This window comes from Anabaenopsis tanganyikae CS-531 (genome assembly GCF_029891675.1).
Taxonomy (GTDB): domain Bacteria; phylum Cyanobacteriota; class Cyanobacteriia; order Cyanobacteriales; family Nostocaceae; genus Anabaenopsis; species Anabaenopsis arnoldii.
The window spans coordinates 40,065-60,238 of record NZ_JANQDF010000045.1; the positions used below are offsets into that span (position 1 = coordinate 40,065).

17 protein-coding genes, 1 tRNA gene and 1 other annotated feature are annotated in these 20,174 nt (G+C 42.9%); of the genes, 15 read left to right on the plus strand and 3 right to left on the minus strand.

The window, feature by feature from the left end; translation table 11 throughout:
- Positions 1-3 precede the first annotated feature (3 nt).
- From argH to NWP22_RS04935, 3 genes are all read left to right on the plus strand, one after another.
- Positions 4-1,389: an argininosuccinate lyase gene (gene argH, locus NWP22_RS04925; RefSeq protein ID WP_271731735.1), complete on the plus strand. Its 1,386-nt coding sequence runs from the start codon at positions 4-6 to the stop codon at positions 1,387-1,389.
- 686 nt (positions 1,390-2,075) lie between these two features.
- Positions 2,076-2,567 (plus strand): NUDIX hydrolase, encoded by a 492-nt coding sequence (locus NWP22_RS04930; RefSeq protein WP_271731733.1) that lies wholly within the window; start codon positions 2,076-2,078, stop codon positions 2,565-2,567.
- A 37-nt stretch (positions 2,568-2,604) separates the two neighbouring features.
- The gene (locus NWP22_RS04935; protein WP_271731732.1) at positions 2,605-3,441 is read left to right on the plus strand and encodes an alpha/beta fold hydrolase; all 837 of its coding nucleotides are present in this window, start codon (positions 2,605-2,607) and stop codon (positions 3,439-3,441) included.
- A 15-nt stretch (positions 3,442-3,456) separates the two neighbouring features.
- On the opposite strand, the gene NWP22_RS04940 is transcribed toward NWP22_RS04935, so the two are convergent.
- Positions 3,457-4,263, minus strand: a complete 807-nt coding sequence (locus NWP22_RS04940) for a pantothenate kinase (RefSeq protein WP_271731731.1) — start codon at positions 4,261-4,263, stop codon at positions 3,457-3,459.
- A 109-nt stretch (positions 4,264-4,372) separates the two neighbouring features.
- On the opposite strand from NWP22_RS04940, the gene NWP22_RS04945 reads away from it, so the two are divergent.
- Entirely contained in the window at positions 4,373-6,088 is a 1,716-nt protein-coding gene (locus NWP22_RS04945; RefSeq protein WP_271731730.1) for a diflavin flavoprotein, read from the plus strand.
- Positions 6,089-6,120: 32 nt separating this feature from the next.
- Positions 6,121-7,854: a diflavin flavoprotein gene (locus NWP22_RS04950; protein WP_271731729.1), complete on the plus strand. Its 1,734-nt coding sequence runs from the start codon at positions 6,121-6,123 to the stop codon at positions 7,852-7,854.
- A 104-nt stretch (positions 7,855-7,958) separates the two neighbouring features.
- Here NWP22_RS04950 and NWP22_RS04955 read toward each other — a convergent pair whose 3' ends face one another.
- Positions 7,959-8,507: a phycobiliprotein lyase gene (locus NWP22_RS04955; protein ID WP_271731728.1), complete on the minus strand. Its 549-nt coding sequence runs from the start codon at positions 8,505-8,507 to the stop codon at positions 7,959-7,961.
- Between the two features lie 524 nt (positions 8,508-9,031).
- Between NWP22_RS04955 and NWP22_RS04960 the strand changes: the two genes are divergently transcribed.
- The 10 genes from NWP22_RS04960 (at position 9,032) to rplL (ending at position 18,126) form a co-directional block, all read left to right on the plus strand.
- Positions 9,032-10,384 carry an efflux RND transporter periplasmic adaptor subunit gene (locus NWP22_RS04960; RefSeq protein ID WP_271731727.1) on the plus strand — a complete coding sequence of 451 codons (1,353 nt, stop codon included), beginning with the start codon at positions 9,032-9,034 and terminating at the stop codon, positions 10,382-10,384.
- 99 nt (positions 10,385-10,483) lie between these two features.
- On the plus strand, positions 10,484-13,711 hold the full coding sequence (locus tag NWP22_RS04965; protein ID WP_271731725.1) for an efflux RND transporter permease subunit: 3,228 nt from the start codon (positions 10,484-10,486) through the stop codon (positions 13,709-13,711).
- A gap of 95 nt (positions 13,712-13,806) precedes the next feature.
- Positions 13,807-14,169 carry a 50S ribosomal protein L19 gene (gene rplS / locus NWP22_RS04970; protein WP_271731724.1) on the plus strand — a complete coding sequence of 121 codons (363 nt, stop codon included), beginning with the start codon at positions 13,807-13,809 and terminating at the stop codon, positions 14,167-14,169.
- A gap of 145 nt (positions 14,170-14,314) precedes the next feature.
- Positions 14,315-14,387: transfer RNA gene (locus NWP22_RS04975), tRNA-Trp, on the plus strand.
- Positions 14,388-14,559: 172 nt separating this feature from the next.
- Entirely contained in the window at positions 14,560-14,781 is a 222-nt protein-coding gene (gene secE / locus NWP22_RS04980; RefSeq protein WP_271731723.1) for a preprotein translocase subunit SecE, read from the plus strand.
- Positions 14,781-15,413 (plus strand): transcription termination/antitermination protein NusG, encoded by a 633-nt coding sequence (nusG, locus tag NWP22_RS04985; protein ID WP_271731722.1) that lies wholly within the window; start codon positions 14,781-14,783, stop codon positions 15,411-15,413. Before secE ends, nusG begins: the two co-directional genes overlap by 1 nt.
- Positions 15,414-15,419: 6 nt before the next feature.
- Positions 15,420-15,845 (plus strand): 50S ribosomal protein L11, encoded by a 426-nt coding sequence (rplK, locus tag NWP22_RS04990; RefSeq protein WP_271731721.1) that lies wholly within the window; start codon positions 15,420-15,422, stop codon positions 15,843-15,845.
- A gap of 57 nt (positions 15,846-15,902) precedes the next feature.
- Positions 15,903-16,619 (plus strand): 50S ribosomal protein L1, encoded by a 717-nt coding sequence (gene rplA / locus NWP22_RS04995; protein WP_271731720.1) that lies wholly within the window; start codon positions 15,903-15,905, stop codon positions 16,617-16,619.
- Positions 16,620-16,698: 79 nt separating this feature from the next.
- Positions 16,699-16,868: a sequence feature (ribosomal protein L10 leader region), on the plus strand.
- 218 nt (positions 16,869-17,086) lie between these two features.
- On the plus strand, positions 17,087-17,638 hold the full coding sequence (gene rplJ, locus NWP22_RS05000) for a 50S ribosomal protein L10 (RefSeq protein ID WP_271731719.1): 552 nt from the start codon (positions 17,087-17,089) through the stop codon (positions 17,636-17,638).
- A gap of 98 nt (positions 17,639-17,736) precedes the next feature.
- On the plus strand, positions 17,737-18,126 hold the full coding sequence (gene rplL, locus NWP22_RS05005; RefSeq protein WP_271731718.1) for a 50S ribosomal protein L7/L12: 390 nt from the start codon (positions 17,737-17,739) through the stop codon (positions 18,124-18,126).
- Between the two features lie 69 nt (positions 18,127-18,195).
- On the opposite strand, the gene NWP22_RS05010 is transcribed toward rplL, so the two are convergent.
- Positions 18,196-19,878, minus strand: a complete 1,683-nt coding sequence (locus NWP22_RS05010; protein ID WP_271731717.1) for a serine/threonine-protein kinase — start codon at positions 19,876-19,878, stop codon at positions 18,196-18,198.
- Between the last annotated feature and the right edge of the window lie 296 nt (positions 19,879-20,174).

Sequence of the window (20,174 nt, forward strand, 5' to 3'; positions counted from 1 at the left end):
TCTATGACGAAAGAACAAACGTGGAGTCAACGATTTGAATCCGCATTACATCCAGCCATCGCTCGTTTTAATGCCAGTATAGGTTTCGATATCGAATTAATCGAATATGACCTGACTGGTTCTCAAGCTCATGCTAAAATGCTGGCTCATACGGGTATTATTTCCTCTGTAGAGGGGGATCAACTCGTGGCTGGTTTAGAACAGATTCGCCAAGAATACCGCCAAGGAAAATTTCAGCCGGGTATTGATGCAGAGGATGTGCATTTTGCTGTGGAACGCCGACTAACGGAAATTGTCGGCGATATAGGTAAAAAGCTGCACACGGCGCGATCGCGTAATGATCAAGTTGGTACCGACACTAGACTTTATCTGCGGGAGCAGATTCAAGCAATCCGCAGCCAACTAAGAGAATTTCAACGTGTATTACTAGATATAGCCGAAGACCACGTTGAAACTTTGATTCCTGGATATACGCACCTTCAACGTGCCCAACCCGTGAGTTTAGCTCATCACCTCCTGGCGTATTTCCAAATGGCACAACGCGACTGGGAACGCCTAGGAGATGTTGCTCGCCGGGTGAATATTTCCCCCCTCGGCTGTGGTGCATTGGCGGGGACGACTTTCCCTATTGACAGACATTACACAGCTAAACTATTGCATTTTGACACAATTTATGATAATAGCTTGGACGGAGTTAGCGATCGCGACTTTGTGATTGAATTTCTCTGTGCGGCCAGCTTAATCATGGTTCACCTCAGCCGTCTTTCTGAGGAAATTATCCTCTGGTCATCGCAAGAATTTGGTTTTGTCACCCTCAAAGATAGCTGTGCTACTGGTTCTAGCATTATGCCCCAAAAGAAAAACCCCGATGTACCCGAATTGGTGCGCGGAAAAACTGGCAGGGTATTTGGTCATCTCCAAGCAATGCTAGTAATTATGAAAGGCCTACCCCTGGCATATAATAAAGACCTGCAAGAAGATAAAGAAGGTTTATTTGACAGCGTTAACACCATCAAAGCGTCTCTAGAAGCCATGACAATATTGTTGCAAGCTGGGTTGGAATTTTGTCCACAGCGTTTAGCAGCAGCCGTTAGCGAAGACTTCTCTAACGCTACAGATGTGGCAGATTATCTGGCGGCTAGGGGTGTTCCTTTCCGAGAAGCCTATAACCTTGTTGGTCAGGTGGTGAAAACCACTATTGCCGCCGGTAAACTCTTAAAAGATTTAACATTAGAAGAGTGGCAACAACTCCATCCAGCATTTGCCACAGATATTTATCAAGCAATCTCCCCCCGTCAAGTCGTAGCAGCACGCAATAGCCACGGTGGCACAGGTTTTACACAAGTAAATCAGGCAATTACTACAGCCCGCACTCAAATTGGTGAATAACAGAAGTATAGCGTGGGCAATGGGCAGATATTTCTAGTCTAGCTTATTCCCAATGCGCAATGCCAATTAACAAATCAGGGGGTACATATAATATGTACCCCCTGAAAATCCAAAAACTCAAATAATTAAAAGATGTCAACAGAATTAGGACTCAGCGTCAGTTGCGGCTGCGCCCTCTTCTTCCTCACTCTTAGGAGGTCTTTGTTGGAACCTTCTCTGCATTCTTCCTGTAGTAGTCCGTTTACGAAACTTTCTGGCATACGCCTGGTTACGTAGCGCCTTTTCTTTTTTCGGGTTACGGCGCTTGGCCATGTTCACCTCATTTAATAAACAACAAAAAATCCCAACTAGGCATTACATAAGGAACATCAGCTACTTATGTCATTGATATATCTTTGGCCTAGATTAGTCATTATATAGTTTTAACAGCATACTAGTCTATCGTATTTCATTTATTTATGTCAATACTACCGAGAACTGCTTCTCCAGTGCCAAGGTGTTGATTATTGTGGATCAAGTTGTATTTAAGCCATAGCTAACCCAAAAAGTCAATTACTTACGTGAATAATGTATAAATACACACTAATGTTTTTTTTGGCAATCAATAAGAACATTGATATACTGTACAAAGTCTTGAGAAAAAACTGATTTCTGCCATTCAAACTCAATAAATAACTTAAGATTGAATGTTATTGCTTTTTTTTGCAACATTTGCCCAGTCGAGAAGTAATTTATGGCGCTTAGTACAAACGGTACTAGGTCTGATTTTCCGTCATCCTATTACTGGTGCTAGTATCATCCCAATATTGCCAGATGGTCGAATTGTCCTGATTAAAAGGCGCGATGACGGCTGCTGGGCGTTACCAGGGGGTATGGTGGATTGGGGAGAGGATATTCCTCAAACAGTCAAACGAGAATTGAGAGAAGAAACCGGACTGGAGTTGGTAAAAATTACCCGTTTAGTAGGAGTTTACTCAGCACCTGACCGTGATCCTCGCATTCATTCAATTTGTATTCTGGTTGAAGCTGAAGTTCAAGGAGAAATGGAGATTCAAGATACTTTGGAAGCTTTGGAAATCGAGGCTTTTCAACCTGATTCTTTACCTCTAGGAAAAATGTCTCATGACCACACGCGCCAGTTAGAAGATTATTTGAACGGCTTGACAACACTAGCATAAACGGTATTGTTGATTAGAGATTTAACCTTAGATTAAAGTGCATACACTATTCCGTAACTCCCGGAGACAACTTACTCAAGGGCTTTTGTTTTGGCGTGAAGCTGGTGAAGGGACTCCTGTAATTTTCTTACATGGTGCTTGGAACAATAGCAGTCAATGGGTATCAGTAGTTGAGTCACTATCTGATAATTTTCATTGCTTTGCACCAGATTTATTGGGGTTTGGTGAGTCAGAAAACCCTAATGTTCATTACTCGATTGATTTAGAGGTAGAGTGTATTGCCGAATTTGTTCAAGCTCTGAGATTGGAAAAAGTATACTTGATAGGGTATTCTCTTGGCGGTTGGATTGCTGCTAGCTATGCTTTGAAGTATCCAGATCAAGTATATGGTTTAGTATTGCTAGCACCAGAAGGTGTAGCTGTACAAGGACAGGAAAGATATTTTCGGAAAATGCGAAAATTTGTTAAAAGTACACCAATCTTATTGAAGATATTAAAATTCTGTCGGGGATTAAATAAAATTCCGGTTTGGAAAGAAAAAATTGACAAAAATTTTAGTTGGCGTCGGACTTTGTTAGAATATCCTGCAGCGTGTCAGATGTTGTTCCAAAGGCGAGATTCAGAAATTGAAGCAGAATTAGTTGATAAAAGATTGCACTTGATGAAAGTTCCAGTGCTCATTTTACAAGGTGGTCAAGATTCTTTAGATGCAGTAGTTAAAACTCAAACTTACACTCGCCTGCTGCCTCAAGTAGAGTTGAAAATAATTGATCATGCCGGAAATGATTTGCCTGGTTATTGTAGCGGAATTGTCATTCGATATATTCAGAACTTTATCGAGAGTAATTCCAACAATTCCCACTTTTACTACTAATTCGGTAAAGCCTAATTAAAAGAATCTGACTATTTCTAGCATTCCCCAAAAAATTAAATTTGCTTCGACAATTAAACGCGCTGCAATATCTGGAAATTTAAATTGCAGATATTTTAATAATAAAAGTCTATCGCCTCCTTTGATGACTATTTTAGCATCAGGAAATAGCCGCCACCACGACACGCAAAAATCTTGAATCCCAGCTAGTAAAGTGTAAATAATCCCACTTTGAATCGCCTCTGGTGTATTTAAGGCAAACCTTGGAGGTAAATAGATAATTTCTATTTCTAGATCTGGTAATTGTGCGGTTTTTTGCCTTAAAGTAGTAAACTGTAAAGCCAGTCCTGGTAGAATTGCGCCTCCTAGCAAAGACTCATTAGCATCCGCACCCGTAAAAGTTAGTGCGGTTCCAGCGTCAATTACTAGTATGGGAAAACCAAATTTTTTTCCTGCCCCCCACAAGGCCAGCGCCCGGTCAATTCCCAAAGTGGGATACATATTTAAAAGAGGAATTTGCTCTAACGTGATCACACGCACATGAGGGTGATTTTGCCAAATTGCGGTTTGATCGGGGACGACAGAAGCTAAGAATATAGGAGGATGGGGAGTTTTCTCAGGGGCTATTTGCCTATTCCTGACATGGCCAGGCAAAATTTCTGGTGGGACATCATCGAGTGTTTGACATTGAGCTAGTTTTTGTATTATGGACTCCGAAATATGTTCAGTGTCCCAGGTGTGGGTCAGAGTTTCACCTGTGAACAGTCCCCAGTGTAGGCGGGAATTGCCAATTTCCAAAGCTAACCAAAGATTCTGTGGTTTCACACTTTTAATTTTTTTAACTCTGTCATAGTTTTTTCAATCAAGCTGAACAATCAAGGCGTGTCACAATACAAATAGGGGAAAAATACTCATTGCGTCAAGGAGGACAATTATGGTATCCACAACTCAAAAACGTCTCACTATAGAAACTGTGGCAATTGCTCAAGAAACCATAGCAATCCGCTCTTTAGACTGGGACCGCGATCGCTTCGATATTGAGTTTGGTCTGCAAAACGGTACCACTTATAACTCGTTTCTCATCCGAGGTGAGCAGACTGCCTTGGTTGACACTTCTCACCAAAAGTTTCGCCAGTTATATTTTGATATACTCACGGGATTAATCAATCCCACAGAAATTAATTATCTAATTGTCAGCCACACGGAACCAGATCATAGCGGCTTAGTGAAAGATTTGTTGCAAATGGCTCCAGAAATTACCGTTGTGGCTTCTAAGGTAGCAATCCAGTTTCTAGAAAACTTAGTACATCAACCATTTAAACGCCAAATTGTCAAAAATGGCGATCGCTTAGATTTAGGCAATGGTCATGAATTAGAATTTGTCATTGCCCCCAACTTACACTGGCCGGATACCATATTCAGCTTCGATCACAAAACCAAAGTTCTCTACACCTGTGATGCTTTTGGGCTGCATTATTGCTCAGATAGCACCTTTGACGACAACTTAGCAGCCATTGAGGCAGATTTTAAATATTACTACGAATGCTTAATGGGGCCTAATGCGCGCTCAGTGCTATCTGCCCTCAAACGCATGGCGGAACTAAAAACCATTGATATGATTGGCACTGGTCACGGGCCGTTATTATCTCACAATGTGGCCGAACTCATAGGGCGCTACCGTACTTGGAGCCAAAACCAAAGCAAAGCGGAAACAGCAGTGGGGATATTTTACGTCTCTGAATATGGTTACGGCGATCGCCTTGTCCAAGCCATTACCAAGGGTATTAGTAAAACCGATGTGGCGGTGGAAGTCGTAGATTTGGGGTCAGGGGTAGATTTACAGGAACTGAGGGAATTAGTTGGACGGTGTACAGGAATAGTAGTGGGTACACCAAACGCGGGAAGCAATGCCAATATCCAAGCAGCACTCAGTACCATTTTAGGCTCTGCGAAAGAAAAACAAGCCATAGGCATATTTGAAACCGGCGGCGGAGACGATGAACCTGTAGATCCTTTACTAAATAAATTCCGTAACTTGGGATTAACAACAGTTTTCCCGCCAATTCGCATTAAGGATACCCCCACCGAAAACACTTACCAACTGTGTGAAGAGGCGGGTACAGACTTGGGACAGTGGGTAACACGCGATCGCAGCATCAAAGCTATGAAATCCCTGGATACAGACCTAGATAAAGCACTAGGTAGAATCAGTGGCGGACTATATATAATTACTGCCAAAAAAGGCAACATATCCAGCGCCATGTTAGCTTCCTGGGTTGCGCAAGCCAGCTTCAAACCCCTGGGATTATCCATTGCAGTCGCTAAAGACCGGGCGATTGAATCACTTATGCAAGTAGGCGATCGCTTTGTCCTCAATGTCTTAGAGGAAGGTAATTACCAAAAACTCATGAGGCACTTCTTAAAACGGTTCGCCCCAGGTGCTGACCGCTTTGCAGGTGTGAGAACTCAGCCTGCCCAAAACGGCGCACCCATCCTCGCCGACGCTTTAGCCTACATGGAGTGTGAAGTTGTGAGTAGGATGGACTGCGGTGACCACTGGGCGGTATATAGCCACATCTACGAAGGAAGAGTATCCAAACCAGAAGCATTAACGGCTGTCCATCATCGGAAAGTCGGTAACCATTACTAAAAAGATGATTGATGACTGGTGATCCGTTAAAAATGAGTTTTAAAGCTATGACTTTCTCTGTAGACAAACCCCGTGACGTTCAAGCCCTTCCCATTGGGACAGATACTACAATACTGCGATCGCGCAGTTGGTCAAGACTGAGATTTGAAATTGAATATGCTCTTGCTAAAGGAACAACTGCCAATTCTTATATAATTCAGGGGCAAAAAATTGCTGTGATTGACCCTCCAGGGGAAACATTTACGCAAATTTACTTAGAAGATTTACGGCGAAGGGTTGATTTAAAAACTATTGATTATGTCATTCTCGGTCATATCAATCCTAATCGGGCCTCTACTCTCAAGGCATTATGGGAAGTTGCACCCCAGATCACCTTTGTCTGTTCTAACCCTGGGGCTAAAAATTTACGCAGTACTTTAGACAATCAAGATTTACCAATTAAAGTTATGCGGGGGGATGAAACCCTCAACTTGGGTAAAGGTCATGATTTACAATTCATTCCCACCCCTAACCCACGTTATGCAGATCAGCTTTGCACCTACGACCCACAAACAGAAATCCTATACTCAGATAAGCTATTTGGGGCGCATATTTGTGGCGATCAGGTATTTGATGAGGGCTGGGAAGCAATCAACGAAGACCGACGCTATTACTTTGATTGTCTGATGGCTCCTCACCCTCGGCAAGTAGAAACAGCATTAGATAAACTTGCTGATGTACCCATCAGAATGTATGCTCCTGGACATGGCCCCATAGTGCGTTATGGCTTAATCGAACTGACTAAAGCCTATCGCCAATGGATTCAACAACAAGCCTCATCCGACTTGACAGTGGCACTGATTTATGCATCAGCCTATGGTAATACCGCCACCTTGGCCCAGGCGATCGCTCGTGGTATTACTAAGGCTGGCGTGGGGGTAGAATCCATTAACTGTGAATTTACAGAACCAGAAGAAATTCGGCTGGCGGTGGAAAAGTCTGCTGGTTTTGTCATCGGTTCACCTACCCTTGGCGGTCATGCACCTACTCCGGTGCAAACAGCTTTAGGAATTGTCCTTTCTACGGCTACTAATGATAAACTATTCGGGGTTTTTGGTTCCTTTGGCTGGAGTGGTGAAGCGGTTGATTTAATTGAAAATAAACTCAAAGACGCTGGATTTCGGTTTGGTTTTGATACTATCCGGGTGAAGTTTAAACCCGATGATACTACATTACAATTATGCGAACAGGCCGGTACTGACTTTGCTCAAGGACTGAAAAAGGCTAAAAAGGTGCGTGTTCCCACCCAACCAGCCACAAATGTAGAACAAGCAGTTGGCAGGATTGTGGGTTCTCTTTGTATTGTGACAGCCAAGGAAGGCGATATATCCAGCGCCATGTTAGCCTCCTGGGTTTCTCAAGCTAGTTTTAATCCTCCTGGTTTAACCGTCGCCGTGGCTAAAGACCGAGCGTTAGAAACGTTGATGCACTCAGGTAATAAATTTGTCCTTAATATCCTCCCGGAGGGTAAGCATATAGGTTTGATGAAACACTTTCTCAAACCTTTTGCTCCCGGACAGAACCGATTTGCTGGTGTTCCATCTGACGAGTCTGAAAGTGGTTCTCCCATTCTCACTGAATCCTTAGCATATTTGGAATGCTCCGTACAAAGTCGATTGGAATCAGGTGACCATTGGCTGGTTTATGCCACGGTAGATAATGGCAAGGTCTTAAATAAAGATGGTGTCACCGCTGTGCATCAACGCAAAACCGGAAGTCATTATTAGCTATGGCTACGCCACGCTATCACTATCAACAAAGGGTGACTTTGTGATTCTTTGCCATAGACAGGCCAGATGTATGGCTTACTCTATGATCCCCACTTACCATCCTAGAGTAAACCGTCCATTCTCTTTTCCAAATATTGACCAATCATCAATTCCTCTCCAGCACGGGAAATGATTGTCTGTCTGGTGCGGTATTTACTACCCACTAGTTTTAACTCCTCTTCAAACACTGACCCGTTGTACTCAGTTCTCAAACTGAGTGTTTTCGGGTTGGAGAAGTAATATTGAGCTGTGATTGGTTTGACTGTAGCAAAACCGCGATTGCGATACAAGGTATTTCCCAAAACTCCAAATAATGTGGAACCTTGAGATTCTTTTTCGGATCTGAGGACATCTGTAGTTTCCCAGGTAACTTGAGCGCCACAAATTAAACTCACCGAACCCGCTAAATTGTGGATATGACCCAGGTTTTGTAATTCATCACATCCTGATTCTAAAAACCGGATGGTGATTAAACTTTGTATTTCCTTGGTTTTACCTTCCGGTAAGGTATAGTAGCGTCTTTCAGAGCGCCACTGACCAACTGATTCTCGAAAAAACTCTGCAATCTGGTACTCGTCAGCGGTTTGTGCAAGTTTGAGGGGTGATGTCACTGTTAATTATCCTCGCCTATGGCTACGCGACGCAAGCTATCGCAAAAACTTATGTCATTTATATTATAAGAGTACAAAAGGCAATATTTCGTTAATAAAATTAATATAAATTCAGAAATATTAGTTAATTTGCTAAAAAATGTATGTTTGTGTAAAATAAGTTTCATAGTTTTCTAGGTTAGAATCACCACTAAAAATTCCTAAAAGTCCTAATAGGAGAGGTGAATCTCAGCTATAATTGGCGATTTGAGATGGAAAAACCCGGAAAGAATCATCAGTAATGCAGTAACACTCTATACTGTAAATATCAGATTACCAAGTACAAAAAAATATTTACGCTTGTACTGGCAAGATAATGGTAAATACTTTATTAACTGCGATAGCGCAGTGTGGCGTAAGCCATAAGTAAAAAATAAAACTAAACAAGCTGTCAGAGTCGCCGTATAGATTCGTGCAAATATGCATGAGTCAGTAGAAATATACAGTCCCTTTCCACAAAAAACTGTCTTTATTGAGCAAATATCATGATTTTGGCGGTAAAAATCTGTTTTAAACCCACCTATAACGCCTCCTTAAACCAATTAATTCATCCCCAATTGTCAAAACCTTCTCTTCCTGCTCCCTTCTGGTTTGCATTACTACTAGGTGTGGGATTATTAACGGCTAGTTGTGGGGAGGTACCCAAAGAATCTGCTCACGCTCAATCTCAGCAACGTCGTGAAAGACAAAGCAGTAACAATCCTACACCTGTAGATGTAGCGATCGCCCGTACTGATTCATTAAAGGTTCAACCAACTTACACAGGGAATACCACACCATTTCAGACAGTATCATTGCGATCGCAAGTAGAAGGAAGACTATTGGCTTTGAACTTAGACGTAGGCGATCGAGTAGAAAAAGGCGCTAAGGTGGGACTCTTAGATGATACCTTGCTCTTAATAGCGTTAAGACAAGCAGAAGCGGAACTAGCGTCCCTAAAATCAGAAGTAACCAAGGCAGAAACTCAAGTAAGTAATGTCCGAGCCGAAGTTGAAAGAATGCGGTTAGAATTATCACAAGCTGAGGCTGACTCCCAACGACAACAGGAACTCTTTCAAGCGGGGGCGATCTCCGAACAAGCTGCGGAACAATCACGCACCAGATATCTCACCGCAGCCCAGTTATTAAGAGCATCGGAAGAGCGGGTACGTACAGAACAGCAATCCGTCACCACAGCCCAAGGTAGAGTAACTGTGCAACAAGCCGTAGTCGCTCAATTTCAGGAACGTAGATCCTACTCTCGCTTAATCTCCCCCATCACCGGTGTGATTACACAAAGAGTCACAGAACCAGGTAATCTTCTCCAACCAGGTAATGAAGTTGTACAGATAGCTGACTTTAGCCGTGTAAAAATCATAGTCCAAGTTTCCGAATTAGAACTATTTCAAATTGAAGTAGGACAGTCAGCACAAGTCAGTTTAGATGCTTTCCCCAATGCAACCCTAATAGGTAGAGTCACACGAATCTCTCCAGCGGCTGATACAACAGCTCGCTTGATACCAGTAGAGGTAGTGATTCCGAATAACGACAACAAAATTGGTAGTGGACTCTTAGCAAGAGTCAAATTTGAACCCCAGTCATCACAGCGAGTAGTGGTGTCTCAATCAGCTATTCAAAAAGACTCAGACGAGAGCAACAGTCAAGTATTTATAATTACAGAAACAGAAGGTAAAACCAAGGTAACAGCCCGTGCGGTTACTTTAGGTAACAAAGCCGATGGTAAAGTAGAAATTCTATCTGGCTTGCAACCAGGTGATCCCTATGTTGTTCGAGCTGCTCGGCCTTTAAAAGATGGTCAAGCTGTAGTTCTTTCAGTTTTGTCAGAAACAGCTAATTAAAATTGTGACACAAAATTAAGCAATAATACTTACACAGATGTCATCGGAAATTTTGGACTAGGAATTGATGAAGCTTCTTTTATCGGAGATGAGCAATAGATGCAAGAAATACAGAAAGGTGGATTTAGTATCAGTAGTATTTCTATCCGGCGACACATTGCCACACTGATGTTAGCTCTAGCTGTGTTCGTATTAGGAGTATTCTTTATTATAAAATTACCCGTAGATTTACTACCATCAATTACCTATCCCCGAATTGGTGTGAGAATAGAAGCACCGGGAATCTCTCCAGAGGTAGCAATTGATGAAATTACAAGACCGTTAGAATCAGCCTTTTCTGCAACAGAAGGTGTACTCCAGATTTTTTCTCAAACTCGTGAAGGAAGGGTAAGTTTAGACCTGTATTTTCAACCAGGGGGCAATATTGATCAAGCCCTAAACGATGCTACAGCCTCCTTAAATAGAGCTAGAGGGAGATTACCAGAGAGCATTGAAACACCGCGTTTATTCAAATTCGATCCTTCCCAGTTACCAGTTTATGAGTTTGCGTTAACCTCACCCTCTCTACAAAGCCTAGATTTGCGGGTTTTTGCCGAGGAAGAACTAGCGCGTGAACTCGGTGTTGTCCCCGGAGTCGCAGGGGTAGAGGTATCGGGAGGGGTGAAAGAAGAAGTCAGAGTCAATCTTGATTTAGACCGTTTACAAGCTTTGGGTGTGGGTTTGACAGATGTCCTGGATGAACTGAGAAACCGCAATCAAGATGTTGCTGGGGGTCGGCTTTTAGGGTCAAATTCTGAGCCATTGACTCGGACTGTGGGGCGGTTTCAAAATGCTGATGAAATTAGAAATTTGTCTTTTGAAGTCCGTTCGGTACTAGATGATAATAGCCAGACGCTCTTATCTGATCGTCGTGTTTATTTGCGAGATTTTGCTCAAGTTATTGATGGTTCTGAACAGCAGCGCATCTACGTTTTACTGAATGGGGAACCAGCTGTTAAACTTAGTATTCAAAAACAACCGGATGCTAATACTGTTAATGTTGTTGATGCTGTCACAAAACGTTTAGAACAACTGGAAGCATCGGGTGTATTTCCTGAAGGGACAATACTCACATCTACCTTGGATGAGTCAAAGTTTATCCGCAATTCCATTTCTAATGTCGTTACGGCCGGGTTGATGGGTACAGCGCTAGCTGCTACCGCAGTTTTGCTATTTTTGGGTTCCCTGCGACAAACTTTTATTATTGTCATTGCTATTCCTTTAGCTAGTTTAGCCGCCATTATCTTAATGGGAATATTTGGGTTATCCCTCAACGTTTTTAGTTTGGGTGGTTTAGCTTTGGGGGTGGGAATTGTGGTGGATAACTCCATTGTCATGTTGGAGAATATTGCTCAGGGTGCAGGTATGACTCCCGGTAAGGATAGTAAAACCCGCCTGAATTCCCATGAACTTATTCAACAAGCTCAACACAGCAGTCAGGAAGTAGAGTCGGCTTTAATTGCTTCTACCAGTACAAACTTAGTGGCGGTGATGCCGTTTTTGCTCATTGGCGGCTTTATATCACTACTATTCAATGAGTTAATTCTCACTATCAGCTTTTCTGTGGCGGCTTCCATTTTGATTGCGGTAACTATTATACCTATGCTCACTTCACGGACTTTGGCATGGCGATTTTCCAGTGGGTTGAGTAAGTTTTGGTTACTACAAGCATTTAACCGCCGCTTTTATGCAGCGACAAATGCATATAGGCGATTTTTGTCTGAAGTATTGCGCTGGCGATTTTTAACAGTTGCGATCGCTATTGTAGTTTTTGGGGGTGCTAGTTTGTGGATGGCTCCGCAAATTCCCCAAGAAATCCTCCCGCGCATTAGTACAGGACAAGTCAGATTAAATGCTCAGTTTCCATCTGGTACGACTCTAGAAACCAACCGCAAGGTTATGGCTATGGTGGATGAAATTCTCCTCCAGCAACCGGAAACTGAATATGTCTTCTCTACCGCTGGTGGTGCGCTTTTCGGCACAAATGTCAATGCTAATCCCCTCAGAGGTACTAGCACTATTACCCTCAAAGCGGGTAGTAATGCTGAAGCCTACATAGAAAGAGTTACCCAAAAAATTAACCAGATCAACTTAGTAGGAATTCGCCTCCGCCTTTCCCCTGGTCAGGTGCGGGGCTTAATTCTCAGTAATTCTCCAGCACGTGGTGCTGATATTGATGTTATTCTTCAGGGTAACGATACACAGAAACTCGAACAAGCTGGTGGAGAGGTACTAGCTGCTCTAGAACAGCAAGCTACTTTAGTGAGATTTCGTCCCGAAATCGATGACCGTCAACCAGAACTGCAAATTCTTCCTGACTGGGAAAGAGTTGCAAACTTGGGCTTAACCACTATCAAGATTGGCGATACAATTCAGACGGCTATTTCCGGTAGTGTTCCTACCCGACTCCAACGCGGTAACCGTTTAGTGGATGTGAGGGTACAGTTAAATGAAGCATCCATCCAAGAGGTGTCTCAATTGGAAAGATTACCTTTGTTCGTGAATAATAACCGTCAGGTGCGACTGATGGATATAGCTACAATTACTAAAGCCGAAGCTCCTGCGGAGATTCAGAGAATTAATCAGCGTCAGGTAGTGATAATTGCCGGTAATTTGACTGAGGGCGCTAATCTCAGTGATGCTTTTACCCAGGTAGATAGCATATTGGGTGATATAAGTTTACCTGACGGTGTGAGCATTTTACCCAGTTCTGCGGCTGCATCTAATCAGGAACTACAGAACTCACTGCAACTATTAGGTGGATTAGCTAGTTTTCTCGTTTTTGTCGTCATGGCAGTGCAATACAATTCACTCATTGACCCCCTGGTAATTATGTTAACAATTCCTCTGGCTTTGGCTGGAGGCATTTTTGGTCTTTACATTACCAATACAGCCATTGGTGCCACTGTCATAGTCGGGGCGGTATTATTGGTGGGTATTGTTGTTAACAATGCCATCATCATGGTAGAACTAGCGAACCAAATTCGCCAAAGAGATCAAGTTGGTAGGAAAACAGCAATTTTACAAGCTGCTCCTCAACGCTTACGTCCAATATTAATGACTACTATTACTACGGTTTTAGGGATGTTTCCCTTGGCGCTGGGAATCGGTGAAGGTTCAGAATTTCTTCAACCATTGGGTGTGGTTGTGTTTTCTGGTCTGTCTTTGGCTACATTACTCACTCTGCTGATAATTCCTTGTTTTTACAGTATTGCCGAAGATTTATGCAATTGGCGGCACGGAAAGCCAATTTTTATCCATATGGGCGGACGGAAGAAAAAGTTCTGATGTTGAATTAATCAAGATTTTGCTCTAAATAAGTAGACTGAAAGAGGATGATCGCTTTATGATTAGTGATTGTGAGTTTTTAAAGCAGAAACACTATGAACGCTCAAGAAATTATCCGCTCCATTGAGGCGGAACAACTGAAGTCGGATTTGCCCATCATCTATGTGGGCGATACTGTAAAAGTCGGTGTAAAGATTCAGGAAGGACAAAAGTTTCGCGTACAACCCTACGAAGGCGTGGTGATTGCTAAACGTAATGGTGGTATTAACGAAACTATTACAGTCCGCCGCGTGTTTCAAGGTATTGGTGTAGAGCGGGTATTTTTGTTACATTCTCCCCGCATCGACAACATTAAAATCATCCGTCGAGGTAAAGTCCGCCGTGCTAAACTTTATTATTTACGTCAACGTGTAGGCAAAGCTACCAGAATCAAACAACGGTTTGACCGTGCCTTGTAGATTTCGGCTAAAGTATGGCAGAAAATTCGACAATCAAGCGGCATTCGCCGCTAATTTTCCCCGACAAAAAAAAAGGTGACATAATGGAGAAAATGCGCTATACTAAAAAAGGTTCAGCGCAATGACTGAATCCAAGCCACTTTGTGCGCTCTTAGTTCAGTTGGTAGAACGCAGGTCTCCAAAACCTGATGTCGGGGGTTCAAGTCCTCCAGGGCGCGCTTGAAAGGAAAAAAACACACCCCGGAAAAACAGCATTCCTGCTAAAATGGCAGATGGATCTAGTTATTTCGGGTGTAATTATTTTTTATTTACAGCTTTTTTGCTTCCAGTAAGATGGAATGAAAATGAGCAGGGTGTACCTTATATTGACAAAACGGGGGTAAAACGACAGTGGCCAAAAAAAATGAGGCAGAAATGCCAGGAAACACCAATGGCTTCAGTTTAGCCAACTTCTTTCAGGGTACGAAGGAAGAACTGGAAAAAGTGGTTTGGCCAAGTCGAAAGCAACTAGTGAGCGAATCAGCAGGTGTACTCTTAATGGTCACACTATCTGCATCTTTGATATACTTGGTCGATGGATTGTTCGGTTGGGTCGCACAACAGGTATTCTGATGACTTCTGCAACAGACGAACCATATAACTCAGCTTTACATTCTGAGGAAACAGCAGAAACGGCGCTTAATGAAGCACGTTGGTATGCAGTACAAGTAGCCTCAGGCTGTGAAAAACGCGTCAAGACAAATTTGGAGCAACGTATCCACACTTTTGATGTATCTGACAAAATTATCCAAGTGGAAATTCCCCACACGCCAGCGGTAAAAATCCGCAAGGATGGTAGTCGTCAGCAAACAGAGGAAAAGGTTTTTCCTGGTTATGTGCTAGTGCGAATGGTAATGGAAGATGACACTTGGCAGGTGGTACGAAATACCTCTCATGTAATTAATTTCGTGGGAGCAGAACAAAAGCGTGGCGGTAGCAGAAGCCGCGGTCACGTGAAACCAGTACCTTTAGGTGCATCAGAAGTAGAAAGGATCTTCAAACAAACTAGTGAACAGGAGCCGATTGTTAAAATTGACATGGTCACTGGTGATAAGATAGTCGTGCTTTCAGGTCCTTTTAAAGACTTTGAAGGTGAGGTGATTGAAGTCAGTCCGGAGCGTAGCAAATTAAAAGCCCTGCTCTCGATTTTTGGGCGAGATACACCAGTAGAATTGGAATTTAATCAGGTAGAAAAACAGAGCTAAACACAAATGGCGAAGAAAGTAGTAGCGGTCATTAAACTGGCCCTGAATGCTGGAAAAGCCAACCCAGCACCACCAGTGGGTCCCGCATTGGGTCAACACGGTGTGAACATTATGATGTTCTGCAAGGAGTACAATGCCAAAACAGCAGACCAAGCTGGAATGGTAATTCCTGTAGAAATTTCGGTGTTTGAAGACCGGAGTTTTACATTTGTACTCAAAACACCACCAGCATCAGTACTGATTCGCAAGGCAGCGAAAATTGAAAGAGGCTCTAATGAACCCAACAAAAAGAAAGTTGGGTCAATTACAAAAGCTCAACTGCAAGAAATTGCTCAAACGAAATTGCCTGATCTCAACGCCAATGATATAGAAGCGGCGATGAAGATTGTGGCAGGTACTGCGAAGAATATGGGCGTGACCATCGCCGAGTAAATAAAAAAACTTATCGGGGGAGAGATTTAATCTCGCAAATTACCCCAGGAGATAAAAATGGGAAAAAAAATATCGCGCCGTTTGCAGGCGCTGCTAGAAAAAGTAGAAGATAGGGAGTATGCGCCATTAGAAGCTTTGAGTCTGCTCAAAGAAACGGCAACAGCTAAGTTTCCTGAAGCAGCAGAAGCGCATATCCGCCTGGGCATTGACCCCAAGTATACAGACCAACAACTGCGGACAACGGTAACACTGCCCAAAGGTACTGGACAAACTGTGCGGGTGGCGGTAATTACTCGAGGTGAAAAAGTTGCAGAAGCTAGCAATGCTGGTGCGGATCTAGTCGGCTCTGATGAGCTGATTAACGAAATTCAACAAGGTATGATGGATTTCGATAAACTAATCGCTACTCCAGATGTGATGCCACAGGTGGCAAAACTGGGTAAGTTACTTGGTCCGCGGGGTTTGATGCCATCTCCTAAGGGGGGAACGGTAACATTTGACTTAGCAAGTGCGATCGCAGAATTCAAAGCGGGTAAATTAGAATTCCGAGCTGATCGAACTGGTATTGTCCATGTTATGTTTGGTAAGGTGTCTTTCTCGCCGGAAGATTTGTTGGTAAACTTAAAGGCGTTGCAAGAGACTATCGACCGTAACCGTCCTTCGGGAGCTAAAGGTCGTTATTGGCGAACAATTTATGTAGCTTCCACCATGGGGCCATCAATTAAAGTCGATATCAATGCTCTACGGGATTTAAAAGTCGCTGAAGTAGCTTAAAGGGTATTAGAGACTAGAGAAGAGAAAAGATAGTTGAAATCATCCATTTCTCCACCTGAGTCAGGACTGTACTCCTCCCAAAACTAAATAAGCCAAGCCGGAGACAGCAGGAGCCATTGGCTCAAATATCCTGCCGAGGTTAAAGCTCTAATTACCACGAATTACTACCCATTAAGGTGTAGATATCGAGGTATTAAGAGTTTTCCTGTCAAACCCCGGCTAGTATAGCTGGGGTTAATTGTTTTGACTGGCTGATAGTAAAAGCAAAAAATACCCGGACGGGAAGAAACAAAGAAATTCGGCGCACAAAGAAATGGTATTAACATTTTTGAATTGGCTGCTCTCGAATTCACACCTGTGAACAAAAACCCGCAGGAGGTAAAACCGAGTTTAGTCTCCATAACTAGATTTAAACAAGTTTTACTTAGTCGAAAATTAAGATTTTGCCCTTGGAGGTAAAACTAAGCATGGGTAGAACGCTAGAAAATAAAAAAGAGATAGTAGCTGATCTCAAAGAAACTTTGAGTGAGTCAACTTTGGCACTGGTAATTGATTACCAGGGGTTAACAGTTGCTCAGATTACCGACCTAAGGCGGCGCTTACGTCCAAGTGGCGCTGTTTGTAAGGTAACAAAAAACACCTTTATGGGCATTGCCATTGAGGGTGACGAGAATTGGCAACCACTTTCGGGATTGCTTCAAGGTTCTTCTGCCTTTTTGTTGGTTAAAGAAGATTTTTCATCCGCAATTAAGGCTTATCAAGACTTTCAGAAAGCCACCAAGAAGACAGAACTTCGTGGCGGGGTTATGGAAGGTCGCCTGCTCAAGGAAGCTGATGTCAAGGCTTTAGGAGACTTGCCATCCAAGGAGCAACTCATGGCACAAATTGCCGGAGCTATCAACGGATTGGCTACCAAACTGGCTGTGGGTATCAACGAAGTTCCCAGTTCTTTGGCTCGTGCGTTGCAAGCTGTGGCTGACAAAGACCAAGGTGACAGCGCTGAAAGTGCGGCTGAATAAAATTCGTCCATAGCGGAGCGTGGCGTAAGCTGCATTACACCAAATTTTGCCTTCATTCACTAGGCAAAAACACAATTTAGATTACAGGAGTTATATCAATGTCTGCTACAACTGATCAAATTCTCGAACAATTGAAAACTCTAACTCTGCTGGAAGCATCTGAGTTAGTTAAGCAAATTGAAGAAGCCTTCGGCGTGAGTGCTGCTGCACCTGCTGGCGGGATGATGATGATGGCTCCTGGTGCTGCTGTTGCTGCTGAACCAGTGGAAGAAAAAACCGAGTTTGATGTGGTACTAGATTCCGTTCCTGCTGACAAGAAGATTGCTGTACTCAAGATTGTCCGCGAATTGACTGGTTTAGGTCTCAAAGAAGCAAAAGATCTGGTGGAATCAGCACCCAAAGCCGTCAAAGAAGGCATTGCTAAGGATGCGGCTGAAGATGCTAAGAAGCGCATCGAAGAAGCCGGCGGTAAGGTAACTGTTAAGTAATCAAGACTGTCTTCTAAAACTTGTAGTTTAGGGACTCTCAGAAAAAGCCTGCTTGTGCAGGCTTTTTTTTTAATGCAAATCAGCATCCCAAACACCAATGTAAATCCTATCCTGCTGGTTGCGTTCAATTACACCTTTTAATTCCCCAACCTTAAAAGAATATCGCTGAGTTTGTCGATCGCGTACTTTTTGCAGTCCTTGCTTGATATCACTATTGGCATTACCATTGAGCATTCCCTGTAATGTTTTTTGCATTACTTCTGAGTTGATAGATTGGGGAAAAGTTGCTTCAGTTTGGCGCAAGACTCCGGTTTTCTGGTCAAATAAATAACCAAGATCAACATTATCTTCTAACCGATAAACAAAGGCTCGAGTATTCCATAACCCTCTGGAATTTCTACTGGGCTGACCTAAAACTGCTTTAACAGTCTGTTGAGAAGTTCCTGTAGGAAATGCTGGTACTCTGGAAATTTTGCTGTTGCTAGGAGCCCCATCTTGGTTTTGCTGTGGGGGTGGTGGTGGGGTTTCTGGAGTGAGTTTAAATCTGGCAGTTACTTGGGGCTGTGATTGTACAGGTACTACCGGCTCTACAGGAGGTTGCAGAGTAGATGCTGTGTCAGCAGGTTCCTTAGGTAAGGAGTTTGGTAAAGAAGTCGGATTGATGTCAGTTGATTCGGAAAATGGTCTGGGTGGTGATGATGTCGTCAGAGATACTTGAGGTTGTTGTTCACGGGTAAGGCTAGAAATTGCCACCCCACCTATGACGCTACCCAACAATAAACTAGCAATAATTAAAACAGGTTTTTGCCAGATGCTGGTAGGAATAGTTGGCAAAGAAGATATTGCCTGGGTTTGGTGAGTTGATAATATTTTTTTAGGACTAATATGTACTGTGGCGGTAGTCATAGAAGACTGTTGGGCGGTATCACGAGCAGATTTTAAAGCATAGAGCATTTTACTAGCGGTGCTATAGCGATCGCTCACATGGGGCTGAATTGACTGATTAATTACCTGTGCTAAATGTGGCGAGACGTTGGGGGCTAAATCCACCCAGAGAATTTCCCCAGTTTGCGGGTGTGTTGCTAATTCTGAGGGGTGTTTCCCAGTCAATAAATAAACCGCGGTCAAGCCTAGGCTGTAGATATCACTGGCGTAAACAGGTCGTCCTATAGCTTGTTCAGTGGGCATATATCCAGGGGTACCAATTACCATGGAACGACTCCCTGGATGGGGAGAACTGGCCACAGAACGGACGGTTTCTTTAACTGCTCCAAAATCAATTAAAACTGGCTTGTTATCCCTCGAACGCAGGATAATATTATCTGGCTTGATATCCCGGTGAATAATACCTTGACTGTGAACATAAATTAGTATCGATAGCAAACTCAAAAGAATTTCCCGCACATTGCTTTCAGTTTGACAACCCTGAGTTTCCACAATGTCAATCAAAGTTTGTCCCTGAATCCATTCTTGCACCAAGTAAAATTCTCCATGCTCACTAAAGTAAGCATATAGTTCCGGTATTTGGTCGCTACCCCTCCCTAGGACTTCTAAAGTTGCTGCTTCCCTCTCAAACCTTTGTGTAATCATTTTATGATTGTAGGGATTATTGACTATGGGTTTGAGTTGCTTAATTACACAGCGACGACGAGAAGGCATATGGGTATCTTCAGCTAAGGAAGTTTCTCCAAATCCACCAGCACCCAAAACTTGAATAACTTGATAGCGATTATTGAGTAGCGCTATTGTCATAAATATTTACAAAATATCTTTCCTTCCCAATGTATATCAGATAGGATAGAAATCTGGCTATGAAACCACCCATTTCCTGTTTTACCCCCTTAATCTCCCCAGATCAAGGGGGAAAACAGAAAGTCTAGTTACCTCTTAAATACAGGTAACCGGGTGGTCTACAATAATTTAATGAATTTATAGTCATTTATGTACATTTGTAGTATAATATTATGAATGTACGATCATTAAATGAATGAAACTATCTGATTATGCAAAAAAGGTAGGGATAAGTTATAGAACTGCGTGGCGTTGGT

Excerpts from the sequence above, each read along its gene's own strand:
- argH (WP_271731735.1), top strand. The coding sequence starts at position 4 with ATGACGAAAGAACAAACGTGGAGTCAACGATTTGAATCCGCATTACAT.
- NWP22_RS04930 (WP_271731733.1), top strand. The coding sequence starts at position 2,076 with ATGTTATTGCTTTTTTTTGCAACATTTGCCCAGTCGAGAAGTAATTTA.
- NWP22_RS04945 (WP_271731730.1), top strand. The coding sequence starts at position 4,373 with ATGGTATCCACAACTCAAAAACGTCTCACTATAGAAACTGTGGCAATT.
- NWP22_RS04950 (WP_271731729.1), top strand. The coding sequence starts at position 6,121 with ATGAGTTTTAAAGCTATGACTTTCTCTGTAGACAAACCCCGTGACGTT.
- NWP22_RS04960 (WP_271731727.1), top strand. The coding sequence starts at position 9,032 with ATGATTTTGGCGGTAAAAATCTGTTTTAAACCCACCTATAACGCCTCC.
- NWP22_RS04965 (WP_271731725.1), top strand. The coding sequence starts at position 10,484 with ATGCAAGAAATACAGAAAGGTGGATTTAGTATCAGTAGTATTTCTATC.
- rplS (WP_271731724.1), top strand. The coding sequence starts at position 13,807 with ATGAACGCTCAAGAAATTATCCGCTCCATTGAGGCGGAACAACTGAAG.
- nusG (WP_271731722.1), top strand. The coding sequence starts at position 14,781 with ATGACTTCTGCAACAGACGAACCATATAACTCAGCTTTACATTCTGAG.
- rplK (WP_271731721.1), top strand. The coding sequence starts at position 15,420 with ATGGCGAAGAAAGTAGTAGCGGTCATTAAACTGGCCCTGAATGCTGGA.
- rplA (WP_271731720.1), top strand. The coding sequence starts at position 15,903 with ATGGGAAAAAAAATATCGCGCCGTTTGCAGGCGCTGCTAGAAAAAGTA.
- rplJ (WP_271731719.1), top strand. The coding sequence starts at position 17,087 with ATGGGTAGAACGCTAGAAAATAAAAAAGAGATAGTAGCTGATCTCAAA.
- rplL (WP_271731718.1), top strand. The coding sequence starts at position 17,737 with ATGTCTGCTACAACTGATCAAATTCTCGAACAATTGAAAACTCTAACT.
- NWP22_RS05010 (WP_271731717.1), bottom strand. The coding sequence starts at position 19,878 with ATGACAATAGCGCTACTCAATAATCGCTATCAAGTTATTCAAGTTTTG.